This window comes from Polyangium mundeleinium (assembly GCF_028369105.1).
Lineage (GTDB): Bacteria > Myxococcota_A > Polyangia > Polyangiales > Polyangiaceae > Polyangium > Polyangium mundeleinium.
In genome coordinates this window covers 12,931,602-12,948,369 of the sequence record NZ_JAQNDO010000001.1, presented here as the reverse complement: position 1 = coordinate 12,948,369, position 16,768 = coordinate 12,931,602, and the positions used below count along the sequence as shown (strand labels likewise).

General features: G+C 67.1%; 23 protein-coding genes. 21 read left to right on the top strand and 2 right to left on the bottom strand.

The window, feature by feature from the left end; translation table 11 throughout:
* Positions 1-2: 2 nt before the first annotated feature.
* From rplN to rplQ, 18 genes are all read left to right on the top strand, one after another.
* Complete coding sequence (rplN, locus tag POL67_RS51300) at positions 3-371, top strand: 50S ribosomal protein L14 (protein WP_271930139.1); 369 nt, start codon at positions 3-5, stop codon at positions 369-371.
* The gene (rplX, locus tag POL67_RS51295) at positions 371-685 is read left to right on the top strand and encodes a 50S ribosomal protein L24 (RefSeq protein ID WP_271930136.1); all 315 of its coding nucleotides are present in this window, start codon (positions 371-373) and stop codon (positions 683-685) included. The genes rplN and rplX overlap by 1 nt, the downstream gene beginning before the upstream one ends.
* A gap of 3 nt (positions 686-688) precedes the next feature.
* The gene (locus tag POL67_RS54595) at positions 689-979 is read left to right on the top strand and encodes a type Z 30S ribosomal protein S14 (RefSeq protein ID WP_506333371.1); all 291 of its coding nucleotides are present in this window, start codon (positions 689-691) and stop codon (positions 977-979) included.
* A gap of 4 nt (positions 980-983) precedes the next feature.
* A complete protein-coding gene (rpsH, locus tag POL67_RS51285; protein ID WP_271930133.1) occupies positions 984-1,376 on the top strand; it encodes a 30S ribosomal protein S8 in 393 nt (130 codons plus the stop codon).
* Positions 1,376-1,975, top strand: coding sequence for a 50S ribosomal protein L6 (rplF, locus tag POL67_RS51280; protein WP_271930130.1), 600 nt, complete (start codon positions 1,376-1,378; stop codon positions 1,973-1,975). The genes rpsH and rplF overlap by 1 nt, the downstream gene beginning before the upstream one ends.
* Before the next feature lie 48 nt (positions 1,976-2,023).
* A complete protein-coding gene (gene rplR, locus POL67_RS51275; protein WP_136935260.1) occupies positions 2,024-2,383 on the top strand; it encodes a 50S ribosomal protein L18 in 360 nt (119 codons plus the stop codon).
* Positions 2,384-2,469: 86 nt separating this feature from the next.
* Positions 2,470-3,075 (top strand): 30S ribosomal protein S5, encoded by a 606-nt coding sequence (gene rpsE / locus POL67_RS51270; protein WP_308789588.1) that lies wholly within the window; start codon positions 2,470-2,472, stop codon positions 3,073-3,075.
* The gene (rpmD, locus tag POL67_RS51265; protein WP_373372392.1) at positions 3,072-3,281 is read left to right on the top strand and encodes a 50S ribosomal protein L30; all 210 of its coding nucleotides are present in this window, start codon (positions 3,072-3,074) and stop codon (positions 3,279-3,281) included. Before rpsE ends, rpmD begins: the two co-directional genes overlap by 4 nt.
* A 14-nt stretch (positions 3,282-3,295) precedes the next feature.
* Positions 3,296-3,769, top strand: coding sequence for a 50S ribosomal protein L15 (gene rplO / locus POL67_RS51260; RefSeq protein WP_271930126.1), 474 nt, complete (start codon positions 3,296-3,298; stop codon positions 3,767-3,769).
* A gap of 45 nt (positions 3,770-3,814) precedes the next feature.
* A complete protein-coding gene (gene secY / locus POL67_RS51255) occupies positions 3,815-5,143 on the top strand; it encodes a preprotein translocase subunit SecY (RefSeq protein WP_136935264.1) in 1,329 nt (442 codons plus the stop codon).
* A 16-nt stretch (positions 5,144-5,159) separates the two neighbouring features.
* Positions 5,160-5,798: an adenylate kinase gene (locus POL67_RS51250; protein WP_271930121.1), complete on the top strand. Its 639-nt coding sequence runs from the start codon at positions 5,160-5,162 to the stop codon at positions 5,796-5,798.
* Positions 5,795-6,049: a translation initiation factor IF-1 gene (infA, locus tag POL67_RS51245; protein WP_136921418.1), complete on the top strand. Its 255-nt coding sequence runs from the start codon at positions 5,795-5,797 to the stop codon at positions 6,047-6,049. The genes POL67_RS51250 and infA overlap by 4 nt, the downstream gene beginning before the upstream one ends.
* Positions 6,050-6,097: 48 nt before the next feature.
* Positions 6,098-6,211 carry a 50S ribosomal protein L36 gene (gene rpmJ, locus POL67_RS51240; protein ID WP_136935266.1) on the top strand — a complete coding sequence of 38 codons (114 nt, stop codon included), beginning with the start codon at positions 6,098-6,100 and terminating at the stop codon, positions 6,209-6,211.
* Between the two features lie 12 nt (positions 6,212-6,223).
* Entirely contained in the window at positions 6,224-6,604 is a 381-nt protein-coding gene (gene rpsM, locus POL67_RS51235; RefSeq protein ID WP_136935267.1) for a 30S ribosomal protein S13, read from the top strand.
* Positions 6,605-6,627: 23 nt separating this feature from the next.
* Positions 6,628-7,032, top strand: a complete 405-nt coding sequence (rpsK, locus tag POL67_RS51230) for a 30S ribosomal protein S11 (RefSeq protein ID WP_136935268.1) — start codon at positions 6,628-6,630, stop codon at positions 7,030-7,032.
* 36 nt (positions 7,033-7,068) lie between these two features.
* Complete coding sequence (rpsD, locus tag POL67_RS51225; RefSeq protein WP_271930114.1) at positions 7,069-7,698, top strand: 30S ribosomal protein S4; 630 nt, start codon at positions 7,069-7,071, stop codon at positions 7,696-7,698.
* Positions 7,699-7,908: 210 nt separating this feature from the next.
* The gene (locus POL67_RS51220; RefSeq protein ID WP_373372440.1) at positions 7,909-8,946 is read left to right on the top strand and encodes a DNA-directed RNA polymerase subunit alpha; all 1,038 of its coding nucleotides are present in this window, start codon (positions 7,909-7,911) and stop codon (positions 8,944-8,946) included.
* 10 nt (positions 8,947-8,956) lie between these two features.
* The gene (gene rplQ, locus POL67_RS51215) at positions 8,957-9,523 is read left to right on the top strand and encodes a 50S ribosomal protein L17 (protein ID WP_271930111.1); all 567 of its coding nucleotides are present in this window, start codon (positions 8,957-8,959) and stop codon (positions 9,521-9,523) included.
* 142 nt (positions 9,524-9,665) lie between these two features.
* Here the strand turns inward: rplQ and POL67_RS51210 are convergent, their stop codons facing one another.
* A complete protein-coding gene (locus POL67_RS51210; protein WP_271930109.1) occupies positions 9,666-11,405 on the bottom strand; it encodes a tetratricopeptide repeat protein in 1,740 nt (579 codons plus the stop codon).
* A gap of 47 nt (positions 11,406-11,452) precedes the next feature.
* The gene (locus POL67_RS51205; protein WP_271930106.1) at positions 11,453-11,731 is read right to left on the bottom strand and encodes an acylphosphatase; all 279 of its coding nucleotides are present in this window, start codon (positions 11,729-11,731) and stop codon (positions 11,453-11,455) included.
* Between the two features lie 350 nt (positions 11,732-12,081).
* On the opposite strand from POL67_RS51205, the gene rho reads away from it, so the two are divergent.
* The 3 genes from rho (at position 12,082) to POL67_RS51190 (ending at position 16,759) form a co-directional block, all read left to right on the top strand.
* On the top strand, positions 12,082-13,329 hold the full coding sequence (gene rho / locus POL67_RS51200; protein ID WP_136935274.1) for a transcription termination factor Rho: 1,248 nt from the start codon (positions 12,082-12,084) through the stop codon (positions 13,327-13,329).
* 142 nt (positions 13,330-13,471) lie between these two features.
* Positions 13,472-15,604: a GAF domain-containing protein gene (locus POL67_RS51195; RefSeq protein ID WP_271930100.1), complete on the top strand. Its 2,133-nt coding sequence runs from the start codon at positions 13,472-13,474 to the stop codon at positions 15,602-15,604.
* Positions 15,605-15,661: 57 nt separating this feature from the next.
* Positions 15,662-16,759 carry a (Fe-S)-binding protein gene (locus POL67_RS51190; protein ID WP_271930097.1) on the top strand — a complete coding sequence of 366 codons (1,098 nt, stop codon included), beginning with the start codon at positions 15,662-15,664 and terminating at the stop codon, positions 16,757-16,759.
* Positions 16,760-16,768: the final 9 nt, after the last annotated feature.

The window sequence follows — 16,768 nt, the reverse complement described above, 5'->3', positions numbered from 1 at the left end:
CCATGATCCAGGTCACGACGCATCTCGAGGTGGCTGACAACTCCGGCGCTCGTGTCGTCAAGTGCATCAAGGTTCTCGGTGGCTCGCGTCGCAAGTACGCGGGGCTCGGCGATGTGATCGTCGTGTCCATCAAAGAAGCCATGCCGGGCACCAAGGTGAAGAAGGGCGATACGGCGCGGGCGGTCGTGGTGCGCACGGCGCGTGAGTATCAGCGTTCGGACGGCAGCTACATCAAGTTCGACACCAACAGCGCGGTGCTCATCAACAAGGAGAAGGAGCCGATCGGGACCCGTATCTTCGGGCCGGTGGCTCGCGAGCTCCGCGCAAAGAAGTTCATGAAGATCATCTCGCTCGCGCCGGAGGTGCTCTGATGCGACGGCTCCGAGTCGGTGACCTCGTGCAGGTCATCAGCGGCAAGGACAAGGGCAAGCAGGGTCGCGTGACGAAGGTCCTCGCGGACGACGACAAGGTCGTCGTCGAGGGGATCAACGTGGTGACGCGTCACCAGCGCCCGACGCCGCGCAACCAGCAAGGCGGCAAGATCACGAAGGAGGCGCCGCTTTATGCCTCCAAAGTGATGCCGGTGGATCCGACGACGGGCAAGCCCACGCGGGTGAAGTCTACGGTCGTCGATGGCAAGAAGCAGCGCACCGCGAAGAGCGGCGCCGTGATCGCGGCAGGCTGAGCCATGGCGGACAAGAAGGAAGAAAAGGGCAAGGGCAAGGGCGAAAAGCCCAAGGACGCCAACTTCTCACGGAGCTTGGGATCCCGTTCAGGCATTGAGGAACGTTCGATGGCCCGTGCAAAAGAATTCGCCAAGCTGAACCGGCCGCCCAAGTTCGCCGTGCGGCACCGGAACCGTTGCAAGGTGTGCGGCCGTTCGCGGGCTTACTACCGCGATTTCGAGCTCTGCCGCATCTGTCTTCGTACGTTCGCGCTCCGAGGCGAGCTGCCGGGCGTGATCAAGGCGAGCTGGTGATGCCATGATGACCGATCCTGTCGCCGACATGCTGACCCGGATCCGGAACGCCGCCCTCGCGCGGCACGATCGGACCGAGGTTCCTGCAAGCAAAATGAAGCAGGCCGTTGCCGAGATCCTCAAGTCCGAGGGGTACATCGCGGACGTGCGGCCGAGCGATGGCAACCCTGCGAAGCTCACGATCGTGCTGAAGTACGGGCGTGATCGCTCGAGCGCGCTCGACGGAATCCGTCGGGTAAGCCGTCCGGGGCGACGCGTGTACGTCAAGCACGACCGCATCCCCCGCGTGCTCTCCGGGCTCGGGATCTCGATCCTGAGCACCTCGCACGGCCTGATGAGCGACCGCGACGCCCGCAAAAACAAGCTCGGAGGCGAGCTCATCTGCGAGGTGTGGTGATGCAGACGGCTACGACGCAAAATGGCGAGGCCTCCAAGACCTCGCGCGTCGGCAAGCGACCGGTGGACGTCCCCAAGGGCGTCACCGTGTCGATGCAGGGGCGCAAGGTCGAGATCAAGGGCGCCAAGGGCCAGCTCGCTCGCGAGCTGCCTTCGACGGTCGACGTGAAGGTCGAGGGCGCGAAGCTGCACGTAACCTCGACGGCCCCCGGGCGTGATGGCTCGCGGCTGCAGGGGCTCGTGCGGGCGCTGCTCGCCAGCATGGTGAAGGGCGCGGCCGACGGCTACGAGCGTGTGCTCGAGCTGAAGGGCACCGGTTACCGTGTCGACCTGAAGGGCACGACGCTCACGTTCGCGCTCGGGTATTCGCACCCGGTCGTGTTCAACGTGCCGAAGGGCCTCACGGCGACGATCCCGGCGGATTCGAAGGGCACGGTCCTCGTTCTGACGGGCGCCGACAAGGAGCTCATCGGGCAGACGGCTGCGACGATCCGCGGCTTCCGCCCGCCGGAGCCCTACGGTGGCAAAGGCGTTCGTTATCGTGGCGAGCGCGTTCGCGAGAAGGCCGGCAAGGCTGGCGGTAAGGGCGGCAAGAAGTAACCGAGCGGGGCGACCTCGTGTCGCCCCTACAGGTACGGGGTTACGACCATGGCTATGAAGATCGTCGGACGGGAGCGCCGCAAGCTCCGTATTCGCAAGAAGGTGAACGGCTCGCCCGCTCGCCCGCGCCTCACCGTCTTCCGCAGCGCGAAGCACATCTACGCGCAGGTGATCGACGACACGACGGGTCAGACCGTCGCGCACGCGTCGACGCTGTCGAAGGACCTGAAGGGCACGCTCGACAACGACAACAAGGTCGACGCGGCCAAGAAGGTCGGGGCGCTCATCGCCAAGATCTGCAAGTCGAAGAAGATCGACCGTGTCGTGTTCGATCGGAACGGCTACCTCTATCACGGGCGCGTGAGCGCCCTCGCTCAAGCCGCGCGGGAGGCGGGGCTCGAGTTCTAGCCCCGAAGGCGCCGGGCCCGCGAGGGCCTCGGGCAAAACGTCTCGGGCGATAGCGAAGACTTCACGGACGACGAAGAAGGCACGGTATGGCGTTCGATCAGGTCGACGAAGAAAAGCTCAAGGAGCGGGTGATCCACATCAACCGCGTCGCCAAGGTCGTGAAGGGCGGGCGGCGCTTCAGCTTCTCGGCGCTCGTTGTTGTGGGCGACGAGTCGGGACATGTGGGCGTCGGCCTGGGCAAGGCCAACGAGGTTCCGGAGGCGATCCGGAAGGGCAACGACCAGGCCCGCAAGAACATCTTCCGCATCCCGCTCGACGGGGCGACGATCCCGCACGACGCGTTCGGGCATGTCGGCGCGGGCAAGGTGCTGTTGAAGCCGGCGAGCCCTGGAACGGGCGTCATCGCGGGCGGCGCGGTGCGCGCGGTCGTCGAGTCCGCGGGCATCCACGACGTTCTCTCGAAGTCGCTCGGCACGAGCAACCCGCACAACGTCGTTCACGCGACGGTGGCGGCGCTCAAGGCGCTGAAGAGCGTGGAGCAGGTCGCGGGCCGGCGCTCGATGCAGGCGGACGACGTGGGTTGGCAGCGCAAGGGTGGCAGCGCGACGGGCGGCGCGACGAACCGTCGTCGCGCGAGCCAGATGCCCCCGGCACGCAACCCGCGTGAGGGGGGTGAAGGAGGTACGCCGTGAAGAGCCATCTCCGCGTGCGGCAGACGGGCAGCTTGACGAACCAAACGGAGCACACGCGCAAGGTTTTGCGGGGCCTCGGCCTCCGCAAGCCGGGCAATGAGGTGCTCGTGGAAAACACGCCCTCGTTCCGTGGCATGGTCAAGAAGGTGCTCCACCTCGTTTCGGTCGAGGAAGTCGACGGCAACGGCGCGCAGGCGTCGAAGTAAGAAGGCGTAGCAGCATGGACATCCTCTCGAAGCTTCAGGCCCCGGAAGGCGCCAACAAGAAGGAGACCCGCGTCGGCCGCGGCGTGGGCTCCGGCCTCGGCAAGACCGCTGGCCGTGGCCAGAAGGGCCAGAAAGCCCGGTCGACGGGCAACATCGGCAAGAAGCACTTCCAGGGCGGCCAGACCCCGATTCAGCGTCGCCTCCCGAAGCGTGGCTTCCGGAACCCGCTCGCGGCGATCGTCGCGAACGTGAACGTCGGCGACCTCGAGATCTTCGAGGCCGGCGCGGACGTGAACCAGGAAGCGCTGGAGGGCAAGCGCCTACTCCAGGGTCGTTACGACCTCATCAAGGTGCTCGGCGACGGCGAGCTCACGAAGAAGCTCACCGTGACGGCGCACCGGTTCTCGAAGAGCGCCATTGCCAAGATCGAGGCGGCGGGCGGCAAGGCGATCGTGCTTGCGCCCGGCAAGGCTTCGGCGCAAGCCTAACGTCCTTTCGGCTCGAGCCCCCCCAAGGCAGCACACCGACGTACCATGGCCACACTCGCGGGAATTGCGAACTTCCACAAGGTCCCGGAGCTCCGGCGCAGGGTGATCTTCACCCTCGTGATGCTGGCCGTGTACCGCATCGGGGTCTTCGTCACGGTCCCCGGCGTCGACCGCGCCGCCATGTCGAAGTACATGGCGAAGCAGTCAGGCGGGCTGCTGAATTTCTTCAACATGTTCTCCGGTGGCGCGCTGGAGAACTTCTCCCTCTTTGCGCTCGGGATCATGCCGTACATCTCGGCATCGATCATCATCCAGTTGATGGGCATGGTCTACAAGCCCATCGACGAGCTGCGCAAAGAGGGAGAGCAGGGGCGCCGCAAGATCGACCAGTACACGCGCTACGGCACGGTCGCGCTGTCGCTCTTCCAGGCGTACGGCAGCGCCAAGCTCGTCGAGGGCTGGTCGGCCTCGGACTCGGGCGCGGGCATCGTCACGCACCCGGGTCTCGGCTTTCAGCTCATGACGATGATCACGCTGACCACGGGAACGGCGTTCCTCATGTGGATCGGCGAGCAGATCACGGAGCGCGGGATCGGCAACGGCATCTCGCTTCTGATCTTCGCGGGCATCGTGACGGGCGTGCCGGGCTGGGTGGGGAGTTATCTCGCGACGAACGCGGGCAACATCCAGCCGCTCACGATCTCGGCGGTGGGTGCGTTCGTCGTGGCGGCGATCGCGGTGATCGCGTTCTTCGAGAACGGGCGCCGGCAGATCCCGATCGTGTACTCGCGTCGGCAGGTGGGGCGGCGCGTGTACGGCGCGCAGAACGCGCACCTGCCGCTCAAGGTGAACACGGCGGGCACGATCCCGCCGATCTTCGCCTCCTCGCTGCTCATGTTCCCCGCGACGCTGGCGAACATGAACGTGCCGGGCGCGGACAAGCTTCAATCGATCATCAGCGGCGGCGGCTGGGTGTTCAACACCGGCTACGCGCTCTTGATCGTGTTCTTCTGCTACTTCTACACGAGCGTCACGTTTCAACCGGTCGACGTGGCGGAGAACCTCAAGAAGCAGCAGGCGAACATCCCCGGGATCCGCCCTGGCAAGCAGACGGCGGACTACATCCAAGGCGTGATGAACCGCATCACGTTTGGCGGGGCGATGTACGTCGCTGCTGTGTGTGTCTTGCCGTCGGTGGTCGGTGACCTCCTACGCGTGCAGATCACGTTTGGCGGGACGTCCTTGATGATTGTTGTGGGTGTTGCGCTGGATACGGTCAACCAGATCGAGGCGCAGCTCATCACGCGCAGCTACGAAGGGCTCACCGGCCCTGGGGCGAGCCGCATTCGTGCGCGGCGCCTCCCCGAGGGATGAGAAGGGGGATCTTCGGATGATCGCGATCTTGGTTGGTCCGCCCGGTTCGGGCAAAGGCACGCAGGCGAAGGTGCTCTGCGGCAAGTTTGGGATCCCGCAGATCTCGACGGGGGACATGCTTCGCGCGGCCAAGGCGGCCGGCACGCTCGATCCTCGTTACCGCGCGATCATGGACGCCGGTGGCCTCGTTCCGGATGAGGCGATGATCGAGCTCATCGACAAGCGCATCGACGACGCGGACTGCAAGAAGGGTTTCTTGCTGGACGGTTTTCCACGGACGGTGCCCCAGGCCGAGGCGCTCGAGCGTCTGCTTGCGGGTCGGAGCCTCACGATCGATGCTGTTTTGCAGCTGGATGTGGCGCGATCTCTCCTGGAGGAGCGCTTGATCCACCGTCGGACCGACAAAAGGTCTGGACAGATCTACCATCTCGTTTATAATCCGCCGCCCCCGGATGCCGAGCTAGAGCATCGGGCGGACGATCGGCAGGAGGCCGTCGGAAAGCGTCTCGATGCGTACGAGGCGATGACGGCGGCGCTCTTGCCCTACTACGAAGCAAAAGGTCTCCTCCGGCGTGTCGACGGTGTCGGCAAACCTGAGGAGGTCACGGCAAGGGTGCTCGGGGCCCTTGGCCGAGCGCAGTCGGAAGAGTCATGAGGCGATCGAACCAAAGCTCGAAACCCGCGAAAGAACCGAAGGGCGACAAGCTCGAGTTCGATGGTGTCGTTCAGGAGGCTCTTCCGAACGCGATGTTTCGAGTGAAGGCCGACAATGGTCTCGGGGTGCTCGCGACCATCAGCGGCCGGATGCGTCAGTACTACATCAAGATTTTGCCCGGCGATCGCGTTACGGTTGAGGTTTCGCCCTATGACCCGACGCGTGGCCGGATCACGTATCGTCACAAGTAGACCAAGAAGCCCAAGTAGCGGAGCGAGGACAGGGAACGGAGCCGCGACATGAAGGTGCGACCGAGCGTCAAGAAAATCTGCGACAAGTGCAAGGTGGTGCGCCGTCGCGGCGTCGTGCGCGTGATCTGCGAGAACCCTCGCCACAAGCAGCGTCAGGGCTGAGCTGGAGCAACCATGGCACGTATTGCTGGCGTCGATCTCCCGCGTCGTAAGCATCTCGCGTATGCGCTTCCGTACCTCTATGGTATCGGCCGTGCGCTCGCGAAGCAGATCTGCGCGAAAGCCAAGATCCCCGAGAACAAGAGGGTGGAGGAGCTGAGCGACGCAGAGGTCAGGACGATCCGCGAGATCCTCGACGCCGAGTACAAGGTGGAGGGCGATCTCCGTCGTGAGGTTCAGCTCAACATCAAGCGGCTGATGGATCTCGGCTGCTACCGCGGTCTTCGGCATCGCCGCGGTCTGCCGGTGAACGGCCAGCGCACGCACACGAATGCGCGTACCCGCAAGGGTCCGCGTAAGGGCATGCTGCAGCGCCGCCCGGCGACGAAGGCGTGACGGGACGTTAGGAAGAGGACGCTATGGCGAGTCCGAAGACAGCGGCCACCAAGGCCAAGCAGAAGAAGAAGGTCAAGAAGAACATCGCGGCTGGGATTGCGCACATCCAGTCGACGTTCAACAACACGGTCGTGACGATCACGGACATCAACGGCAATGCCGTTGCGTGGTCGTCGGCCGGTGCGCGCGGGTTCAAGGGGTCGCGCAAGTCGACGCCCTTCGCTGCGCAGCTCGCTGCCGAAGAGGCGGCGCGGCGGGCGCAGGAGCACGGAATGCGGTCGGTGGCCGTATTCGTGAAGGGCCCTGGCGCCGGGCGCGAGAGCGCGCTCCGGGCGCTTCAGACGGCCGGCTTCAAGGTGACGTTGATCCGCGACGTCACGCCCATTCCGCACAATGGTTGCCGGCCGCCCAAGCGGCGCCGGGTCTGAGGCAGCGCGCGCGGGAGTCCGCTCGAGGTTACGAACATGGCTCGCTACGTTGGTCCTGTCTGCAAGCTCTGCCGCCGCGAAGGCATGAAGCTCTACCTCAAGGGAGAGCGCTGCTACTCGGAGAAGTGTGCCTACACGCGGCGCCCCTACCCGCCCGGCCAGCATGGTCAGGGTCGTATCAAGCTCAGCGAGTACGCCGTCCGGCTCCGCGAGAAGCAAAAGGTGCGTCGCATCTATGGCGTTCTCGAGAGCCAGTTCCACGGTTACTTCCAGGAGGCGAGCCGCCGCAAGGGCCGCACGGGTGAAGAGATGCTGGCGCTCCTTGAGCGTCGCCTCGACAACGTCGTGCACCGGCTCGGCTACGCTGCTTCGCGCTCCGAGGCGCGCCAGCTCGTGCGCCACGGTCACGTGAAGGTGAACGGCAAGCGCCTCGACATCCCGAGCTTCGTGGTTCGGGTGGGCGATCGCGTGGACCTCACCGAAGGCGCGAAGAAGTTCAAGTTCGTGGCGGCCGCTGTGGCCGGCGCGGACAAGCGCCCGATCGCCTCGTGGCTCGATGCCGACCGTGGGTCGTTCTCGGGCGCGGTCAAGTCGACCCCGGTGCGCGAGGACCTCAACGAGCCGGAGATCCGCGAGCAGCTCGTCGTCGAGTACTACTCGCGCTGATTTCCGTTCGCAGGTCGGTGGTTTTGCGGTGAACGTTTCGGAAAGCTGATCGGGGGCGTGCGATGGAGCGCGGCCCCGATCGCTTTTTGATTGCAGGAAAAAAGCGCCAACCGGCGCGACGCGGGCAGGAGACGGCTTCCGCGCACCGAGTGCGGTGACGGCAGCGAGATCTCCGCGCGAACCCCTCGAAGAAAGAGGACGCTGATGACGATGCAAACCAGCGGAAGCATGACGATGATCGCGCGAAACTGGCGCGATTTGATCCGGCCGAAGGGCATCTCGATCGACACCGAGTCGTCGAACAACTTCTACGCGAAGTTCACCTGCGAGCCTCTCGAGCGCGGCTTCGGGATCACGATCGGCAACTCGCTCCGCCGCGTGCTCCTCTCGTCGCTGCAGGGCGCGGCGATCACCGCCGTCCGCATCGAGGGGGCGCTGCACGAGTTCACCACGGTGCCCGACGTCGTCGAGGACGTCAGCGACATCATCCTCAACCTCAAGGAGGTCGTCTTCAAGGCGGCCGCCGCGCGCACCTACACGGTCCGCGTCGACAAAGAGGGCCCGGGGCCGGTGTACGCGCGCGACATCCAGCTCGTCGACGGGCTCAGCGTCCTGAACCCCGACCACCTCATCGCGGTGCTCGACAAGAAGGGCCCGCTCGCGATGGAGCTGACGGTGAACGTCGGCCGCGGCTACGTGCCCGCGGAGCGGAACAAGACGCCGACGATGGCGATCGGGACGATCCCCATCGACGCGCTGTTCTCGCCCATCCGCAAGGTCAACTACACGATCCAGAACGCGCGCGTCGGTCAGGTGACCGATTACGACAAGCTGACGCTCGAGGTCTGGACGAACGGTTCGGTGCTGCCCCAGGACGCGGTCGCGTTCGCTGCGAAGATCCTGAAGGAGCAGCTCTCGATCTGGGTCAACTTCGAGGAGTCGGAGGAGACGAGCTACCAGACGGTGCCGGGCGACGAGGAGCCGCTGAACGAGAACCTCTTCCGCTCGGTCGAGGAGCTCGAGCTCAGCGTGCGCAGCGCCAACTGCCTCCAGAACGCGAACATCACCCTGATCGGCGAGCTCGTGCAGCGGACCGAGCAGGACATGCTCAAGACCAAGAACTTCGGTCGGAAGTCCCTGAAGGAGATCAAAGAGATCCTCGCGAACATGGGGCTTTCGCTCGGTATGAAGATCGACAACTGGCCGCAGCTGCTCGAGCGCTGGAAGGCGCAGCAGGCGCAAGCCTAGAGGGTGCGATATGCGTCATAAGAAGGCGGGGAGGCAGTTTGGTCGGGACACGTCGAGCCGGCGCGCGATGCTGCGCAACTTGACGGCGAACCTGATCACCCACGAGCGCATCGAGACGACGGACGCGAAGGCCAAGGAGCTCCGTCGCGTCGCGGAGCGGCTCATCAGCAAGGCCATGCGCCTCGGCAAGGTCGCCTATACCGCGCAGAGCGAGCTGTCGGCGGCCGACAAGGCACGCCGGCTTCACGCCGAGCGCCTCGTCGCGGCCTACGTACCGCGCTTTGGCGTGAAGGCTGACGGCACCAAGGTCGACGTCGTCGAGAAGGTGATGCTCGACCTCTCGAAGCGCTTCGAGGGCCGGCCCGGTGGTTACACGCGCATCATCAAGCTCGGCAATCGCCGCGGCGACAATGCGCCGATGGTCTACATCGAGTTCATCGATGCGGTGCCGGTGACCGACAAGCAGGCTCCCGAGGAGCCGGCTGCGGCGGTGACCGCCGAGCCTACGTCGGCCGCGTCGGCTTCGTCCGAGTCCGCCTCGACGGCGAGCTCTGGCGAGACCGCGTCGAACGAGTAAAGCGCTCCCACGAAAGACCCGTGGACGACGGATCGGGGAACCGATCGCCGCCGTTCACGGGTTTGGAAGGGAAACACGAACACGGACACCGAAAGGTGCCCGTGTTTTCGTTTGTCTGGAGCGCGCGTGCTCCGCGGCCGACTCAATCCGCGCCGGCGACGGGCGCAGGCGCATCCGCCGCGGGCGGGCCAGGGGGTCCAGACGGTCCAGGCGGCTTGCCTCCCGCTGGCGGCCCCTCTGCGTCGCGACCGGCGTCGGGCTTGCGCCGCGCCAGGAAGATCATCGCGATCAGCGCGAAGAGCCCCACGCCGCCCGCCGCCACGTAGCGATGAAGCGAGCTCTTTTGCGGCTCGATGCGCTCCTGCTCCAGCGACGCGAGCGCCCGCTTTGCGCGCTCGTTGCTCGGATCGAGCTCGATCGCCTTCGTCAGGGGGAACTTGTCCGGCGTGCCTCGCGCGATCAGCGTCACGCCTTCGAGGTACGCGATCTCCGCCTCGACCTTGCGCGCGCCCTCGCCCTTCGGGTCGAGCCGGAGCGCCTTGCGGAGCATCTCCAGCGCCGCCGCCGGTTCCTTCTCTTCGAGCGTCTTCGCGTGCGCCACGTACGCCGGCGCCATCTCCTTGCGACGCTCGAACACGGGCGAACGCGCGAGCACCTTGTCGAACGCGCTCGTCGCCTCGACCCAGCGGCTCGCGGCCGCGTGCGCGGCGCCCTCGTCCATCAGCTTGTAGACCTCGGCGAGCCGCGCGCGGTCGTACATGCCGAAGAGCTCGCGCGCGATGCGGTCCCAGGTGAACTCGCGTGGGGCCTTGTTGCCCGTCTGGTTCAAGTAGGCGTCGCGGAGCTGCCAGATGCCCGGCTCACCGATCGCCGAGATCGCCTCGCGCGCCGCCTCTCGGAGCTGGATCCGGTCGCTGTTGCTGAACGACAGGATCACGCGGACGGCGTCGACGTCGCGCGTGCGACCGTAGGCGCGCAGGATGTCGGCGAGGACCTGCGGATCGGTCACGCCGACGGCCTCGCCGGGGATGGCGCGGCCGAGCAGATCGAGCTGCTTGCTCGCGAAACGCTGGACGATCTTGGCGTCGTGCTGACGGCCCTCGATGAGCGCGGGGACGGCACGGTCGCGCAGCTTTGCGATTTGCCGCTGCAGATCGACGCGCAAGAACTCGCCGAAGTACGAGTACATCTGCAGGAGCTCGCGCGTCGCGGGCGTCGTGCCTGCTGCCGTCAACATGCGCTCCATCGCGAGCAGACGGACGAGATCCCGCCAGGTGTCGCTTTTCGGCTTGGGCGAGGCAAGGACAAACTCGAGCCAGTCGCCCTCGTCCTCCGCGTCCTTGTCGTCCTTGCTTTTCTTGGGCGCCTTCGCGTCCTTGCTGGCTTTCGCGTCCTTGCCGGCCTTGTCGTCCTTGCTGGCCTTCTCGTCTTTGCCGGCTTTGTCCTTCTCCTTGCCCGCCTTCTCCGCCTTCTCCTTGTCGCGCAGCGACTTGCGGCCGGCTTTGCGTGCGTCGTCGAGCAGGCCTTGCGCCTCCTTGCGGTCGAGCCCGGCGCGGAGCTCCTGCACGCGCGCGCGCACCGCGGGCACGACCGAGGGCGTGACCTCCGCAACGGCCACACGTGCCGTCTCCTTCGCCCGCGCGTCGCCCGTCGTGAGACGCTCGAGCACGCGGTCGAGCTCCTGCAGCGCGGCGGCGTCGGGCTCTTGCAGCACGAGCGGCTGGAGCTTGGGCAGCTCTGGCAGGGACGCGGGCGCGGCCGGCGCGGCGGCGGCCGAAGACGACGGTTGCGTGATCTCGCCCGCGGCATGCACGTGCAGCGGCACGAGCGCGAGCGCAGAGACCAGAACGAACGACGAAGCGAGCTTCGAGACGTGATTCACGGTGCCCCCGAGAACGACGGGCGAGCGCGCGGCCCTTCCAGGGCGGATCACTCGACGATGCGGAAGTCCGAAAAATCGCCCTGAAATCCGCGCCAACGAACGTCGACGTGCTCCACGCGCGCCGCGCTCGGTCCCTTCTGGGACCAGGCGATGAGCTCTTTCAGGCCGTCTTCTTCGCCTTCGGCGAGGATTTCGACCCCTCCGTCCGCGCGGTTCTTGACCCAGCCGCAGAGGCCGAGGCGCTTGGCTTCGCGCTGCGTCGAGGCCCGGAAGTAGACGCCCTGAACGCGACCTTTCACGTGCAGATGCACTTGTTTCAGCCCCATCGGACCGCTCGATTCCTAGTCGCACGCAAGGGCCGAGGCAACCTCGTCGGCCCGCGGCGCGGACACCACGCTGGAACGATCCGCCCCTGAAGGAGCGAACCTGTGAGGCGACACGGCCGATTGACAGGGCAGCATCGCTTGATAGAGTCCCCGCCCGCCGAGCCACACGCCCGGCCGCGCCCCTTCGCTGGGGACGCCTCGTCACAGTCCGAAAACCCGCCCTTCCCAGGGGCGGGCATCCACGAGAGCCGGCCCAAGGGCCGACTCGAAGCTCGACCTTCCTACAACCCTACCGACCTCGGGGAACGCGCCGTCGACCGGCCGACGCCCCTCCGTGGAGTTTTCGATCGATGCACCTGCGTGAACTGAAGCAGAAATCGATGGCCGATCTGGTGCAGATGGCCAAGGGCCTCAACATCGAAGGAGCCGCGGGCCTGCGCAAGCAGGAGCTCATCTTCGCGCTCCTCCAGGCCTTGGCCGCGCAAGACCAGCCTGTCTACGGCGAGGGCGTGCTCGAGTGCCTGCCCGACGGTTTCGGCTTCCTGCGGGCGCCCGACTACAACTACCTGCCGGGTCCGGACGACATCTACGTCTCCCCGTCGCAGATCCGGCGCTTCAACCTGCGCACGGGCGACGCGGTGAGCGGCCCGATCCGGCCCCCGAAGGAGCGCGAGGCGTACTTCGCCCTGCTCAAGGTCGACAAGATCAACGGCGTCTCGCCCGAGGTCGCGCGCGACAAGATCCTCTTCGACAACCTCACGCCGCTCTACCCGCAGCAGAAGTTCAACATCGAGAACGGCACGAAGGGCTTCTCGACGCGCATCATCGACATGCTCTGCCCGATCGGGAAGGGCCAGCGATGTCTCATCGTCTCGCCGCCCCGCGCGGGCAAGACGGTGCTGCTCCAGAACATCGCCAACGCGATCAGCACGAACCACCCGGATACGACCCTCATCGTGCTGCTCATCGACGAGCGGCCCGAAGAGGTCACGGACATGCAGCGCAACATCAAGGGCGAGGTGATCAGCTCGACCTTCGATGAGCCGGCGACGCGTCACGTGCAGGTCGCGGAGATGGTCATCGAGAAGGCCAAGCGCCTCGTCGAGCAGAAGCACGACGTGGTCATCCTGCTCGACTCGATCACGCGCCTCGCCCGCGCCTACAACACCGTCGTCCCCCCGAGCGGCAAGATCCTCTCCGGCGGCGTCGACTCGAACGCCCTCCACAAGCCGAAGCGCTTCTTCGGCGCGGCCCGCTCCATCGAGGAGGGCGGCTCGCTCACGATCATCGCCACCGCGCTCGTCGACACGGGCTCGCGTATGGACGAGGTGATCTTCGAGGAGTTCAAGGGCACGGGCAACAGCGAGATCCACCTCGACCGCAAGCTCATGGAGAAGCGGATCTTCCCCTGCCTCGACATCAACAAGAGCGCGACACGCAAGGAAGAACTGCTCCTGCCCGAGTGGATCCTCCAGCGCGTGTGGCTGCTCCGCGGACTCCTGCACCCGCTCAACGTCATCGACTCGATGGAATTCCTGCTCGACAAGGTGAGCCGCACCGAGACGAACCAGGAGTTCCTCGAATCCATGAATCAGTAATCCCGCGCCCGAGGGGCCTCCTCGACCGAGGCCCCTCCCCCTCCCCTCCCCCCCTTCCCTGCCCGTCCCCCGGGCAAACCGCCCGATCCATCGCGAATTTACGGGAGCGCTGTAGCGGCGGCCGGAGGCGTGTTAGCGTCGTATGGTGACCGGTAAGGCGGACCGCCTGCGAGAGCTCACGGCCCGAGTCGAGGAACTCGAGGCCAGCCTCGAACGCTCGGAGAAGACCGTCCGCGCCCTACGCGACGTGGGGCTCGCGCTCGGCTCCACGCTCGACCTCGACCAGCTCCTCGAGCTCATCCTCGGCAAGATCACGGAGCTGCTCGAAGCCGACCGGGCCACGCTCTACCTGCTCGACGAGCAACGAAAGATGCTGCTCTCGCGGGTGATCCTCGGCGGCGAGGTGCGCTCGATCGAGCTGCCCGTGGGCGAAGGCATCGCTGGGCACGTCGCCAAGCACGGCAAGATCGCCCGCGTGAAGGACGCGTACAGGGACAAACGCTTCCAGCGCACGTGGGACGATCTCACGGGCTACCGGACGCGCTCGATCCTCGCCGCGCCCATGCGCAACCACGTGGGCCGCACGATCGGCGTCGTGCAGGTCTTGAACAAGCACGGCGGCAAGGGCGAGTTCTCGCAACACGACGAGGAGCTGCTCTCGGCGCTCGCCACGCAGGCGGCCATCTCCATCGACAACTCGCGCCTGTTCCTCTCGGTCATCCAGAAGAACATGCAGCTCGTCGAGACGAAGGAGCAGCTCGAGCACCGCGTCGCCGATCTGAAGCTGCTCTTCGAGCTCGAAACGGCGATGAGCGGGGCCTCCTCGCTCGAAGAGCTGAGCCGCGCCGTCATCGCCGAGGCCTCGAAGGCGTGCGAGGCGCGCGCCGGCGGCCTGCTCGTCGACGAGGGCGAGGCCGGCGTGTTCCTGTACTTCGTCGACGCGTCGGCGCCCGGCGTGTCGGTGCGCGACGTCGACGTGAAGCGCCTGCCCGTCAAGCGCGGCGAAGGCCTGCTCGGCTGGGCCATGACGCACAACGAGTCGATCCACCTCGGCCCGAAGGATCCTCCCGTCGGTCCGGTCGCCGAGGCCGCGTTCGCGCACATGCATCCTTCGCTCGATCTGGAGATCGAGAGCGCGATCGTCGTGCCGCTCGAAGGCGAAGAGGACACCTCGCTCGGCGCGCTCGGCCTCTACAACGCGAAGAACGCGCTTGGCTTCACGCAGGACGATCGCTCGCTGCTCCGGCTCGTGTCGGCGAACGCGTCGACCGCGGTGCGCCTCTTCCGCTCGCGCACCGAGCGCGAGAAGAGCGAACGTCTCACGGCGATCGGGCGCCTGCTCTCCGGCGTCATGCATGACATGCGCACGCCGCTGACCGTGATCAGCGGCTACGTGCAGCTCATGGCGACCGCGAGCGAGCCCTCGGTGCGCGGCGAGCATGCGCGGCTCATCCTCAAGCAGTTCGACGCCATCAGCGCGATGCAGCGTGAGCTGCTCGAGTTTGCGCGCGGCGAGCGCAGCATCCTCGTTCGCAAGGTCTACCTGACGAAGTTCTTCGGCGACCTGGAGAAGCAGCTCCAGCTCGACCTCGCGGGCAACCGCGTCACGATCGTGATGGAGCTCGACGACCGCGGCACGGCGCGCTTCGACGAGACGAAGATGACGCGCGTCGTGCACAACCTCGTGCGGAACGCGGTCGAGGCGATGGAGCCGCACGGCGGCGGCAAGGTCGTGCTGCGCGCGCTGCGGCAAGGCGCGGACTTCGTGCTGAGCGTGTCGGACACGGGGCGCGGCATCCCGCCCGAGATCCGCGAGCGGCTGTTCCACTCGTTCGTGACGAGCGGAAAACGCGGCGGCACGGGCCTCGGCCTCGCCATCGTGAAGAAGATCGTCGACGAGCACGGGGGCGCCATCGAGGTCGAGTCGTCCGAGCGCGGAACGACGTTCACGATCCGGATCCCGCAAGAGACGCCGATGATGGCGACGATCGCGCCCCCGGCCCCGGCCGCGCCTCCCGCGCCGCCGCAAGCTCCGCCGGCGGCGGGCGCGCGTGCCGACGAGGCGACGGGGCTGCCGCTCGTGCATCCGCCGAACGCCACGCCGGCCTCGGCCGCGACGACGGGGCGCTCGCCGCAAGCACCGGCCGCCGAGGAGACCGACGCGAGCCGATCGACCAAGACGTCACGAGCGAGCCAGCCCGGCGACGATGCGCCGCCGAGCCGACGCAGCGGCCGCACGAGCAACCCCGGTCAGCCGGCGGGACGAACCGGATAGAGCCGCAGAAACTGCGGATCCCTTGCGCTCATCGTCCTGGGGGAAGACACTCCGGACGTGCTCCGTCTGCCCATCGTCGCCACGCACAAACGCGCGCTCGAGACGTGCGTGTACTGCCCGAAGCTCTGCCGCGCTGCGTGCCCCGTCTCGAACGCGGAGGCGAGCGAGACGGTGACGCCCTGGGGCAAGATGAGCCTCGCGTACTTCGTGGGCCGCGGCGACGTGCCGGTCGAGGCAGAGCACACCGCGCCGGCGTGGGCCTGCACGGGCTGCCACGCGTGCCGCGAGAAGTGCGACCACCGGAACGAGCCCGCGACGGTGCTCGTCGAGTCGCGCGCGGACTTTTTTGCACGCGGCGCCGCGCCCAAAGGTGCGTTCGACGTCGTGACGCGGGCGCAAGAACGCGCGGGCGAGACGGCCGCGGCGCTCGATGCGATCGAGGCCGAGGCGCCTCCGCGCGGGCCCGTCGCGGCTGGCGTGCTCGTCGGCTGCTCCTACGCGCGCAAAAACCCTGCCGTGGCGAAGGACGCGCTCGCGGTCGCGGCGAAGCTCGTCGGCGGCCCGGTGCGCGCGATTCGAAGCTGCTGCGGCCTTCCCTCGCTCCACGCGGGCGACCGGGAAGGCTTCCGTGTGGCGGCCGAGCGCCTCGCCGCCGAGGTCTCCGAGGTCCCGCGCCTCCTCGTCGTGGACCCGGGCTGCGCGCGCGCCACGCGGGTCGAGCACGCGCGCGTGGGCGTCACCCTGCCCCGCGAGCCCGAGCTGCTCCTCGACCTCGCGCACGCCGCGCAGGACCGCCTGCGCGTGCTGCCCGAGCTCGCCGAGACGACCGTGCGGTGGCATTCGCCGTGTCAGCTCGGGCGTGGGCTCGGCCGGTACGACGAGCCGCGCGCGCTGCTCGCGAAGATGAGCGGCAAGGAGCCCGCGACGTTCCAGCGCGACCGCGAGCACGGCGAGTGCAGCGGCGCAGGCGGGCTCTTGCCCGTGACCCGGCCGCGGACGAGCGAGGCCATCGCGGATGCGCGCATCGCCGAGCACAAGGCGCGCGGCGGCGGCCTCCTCGTGACGGCGTGCGCGTCGAGCCTGCGGCGCTTCCGGAGCCGCGGCGAAGAGGCCGAGGACCTCGTCAGCCTGCTCGCGCGGGCGCTCGCTCCCTGAGTCCCGCGC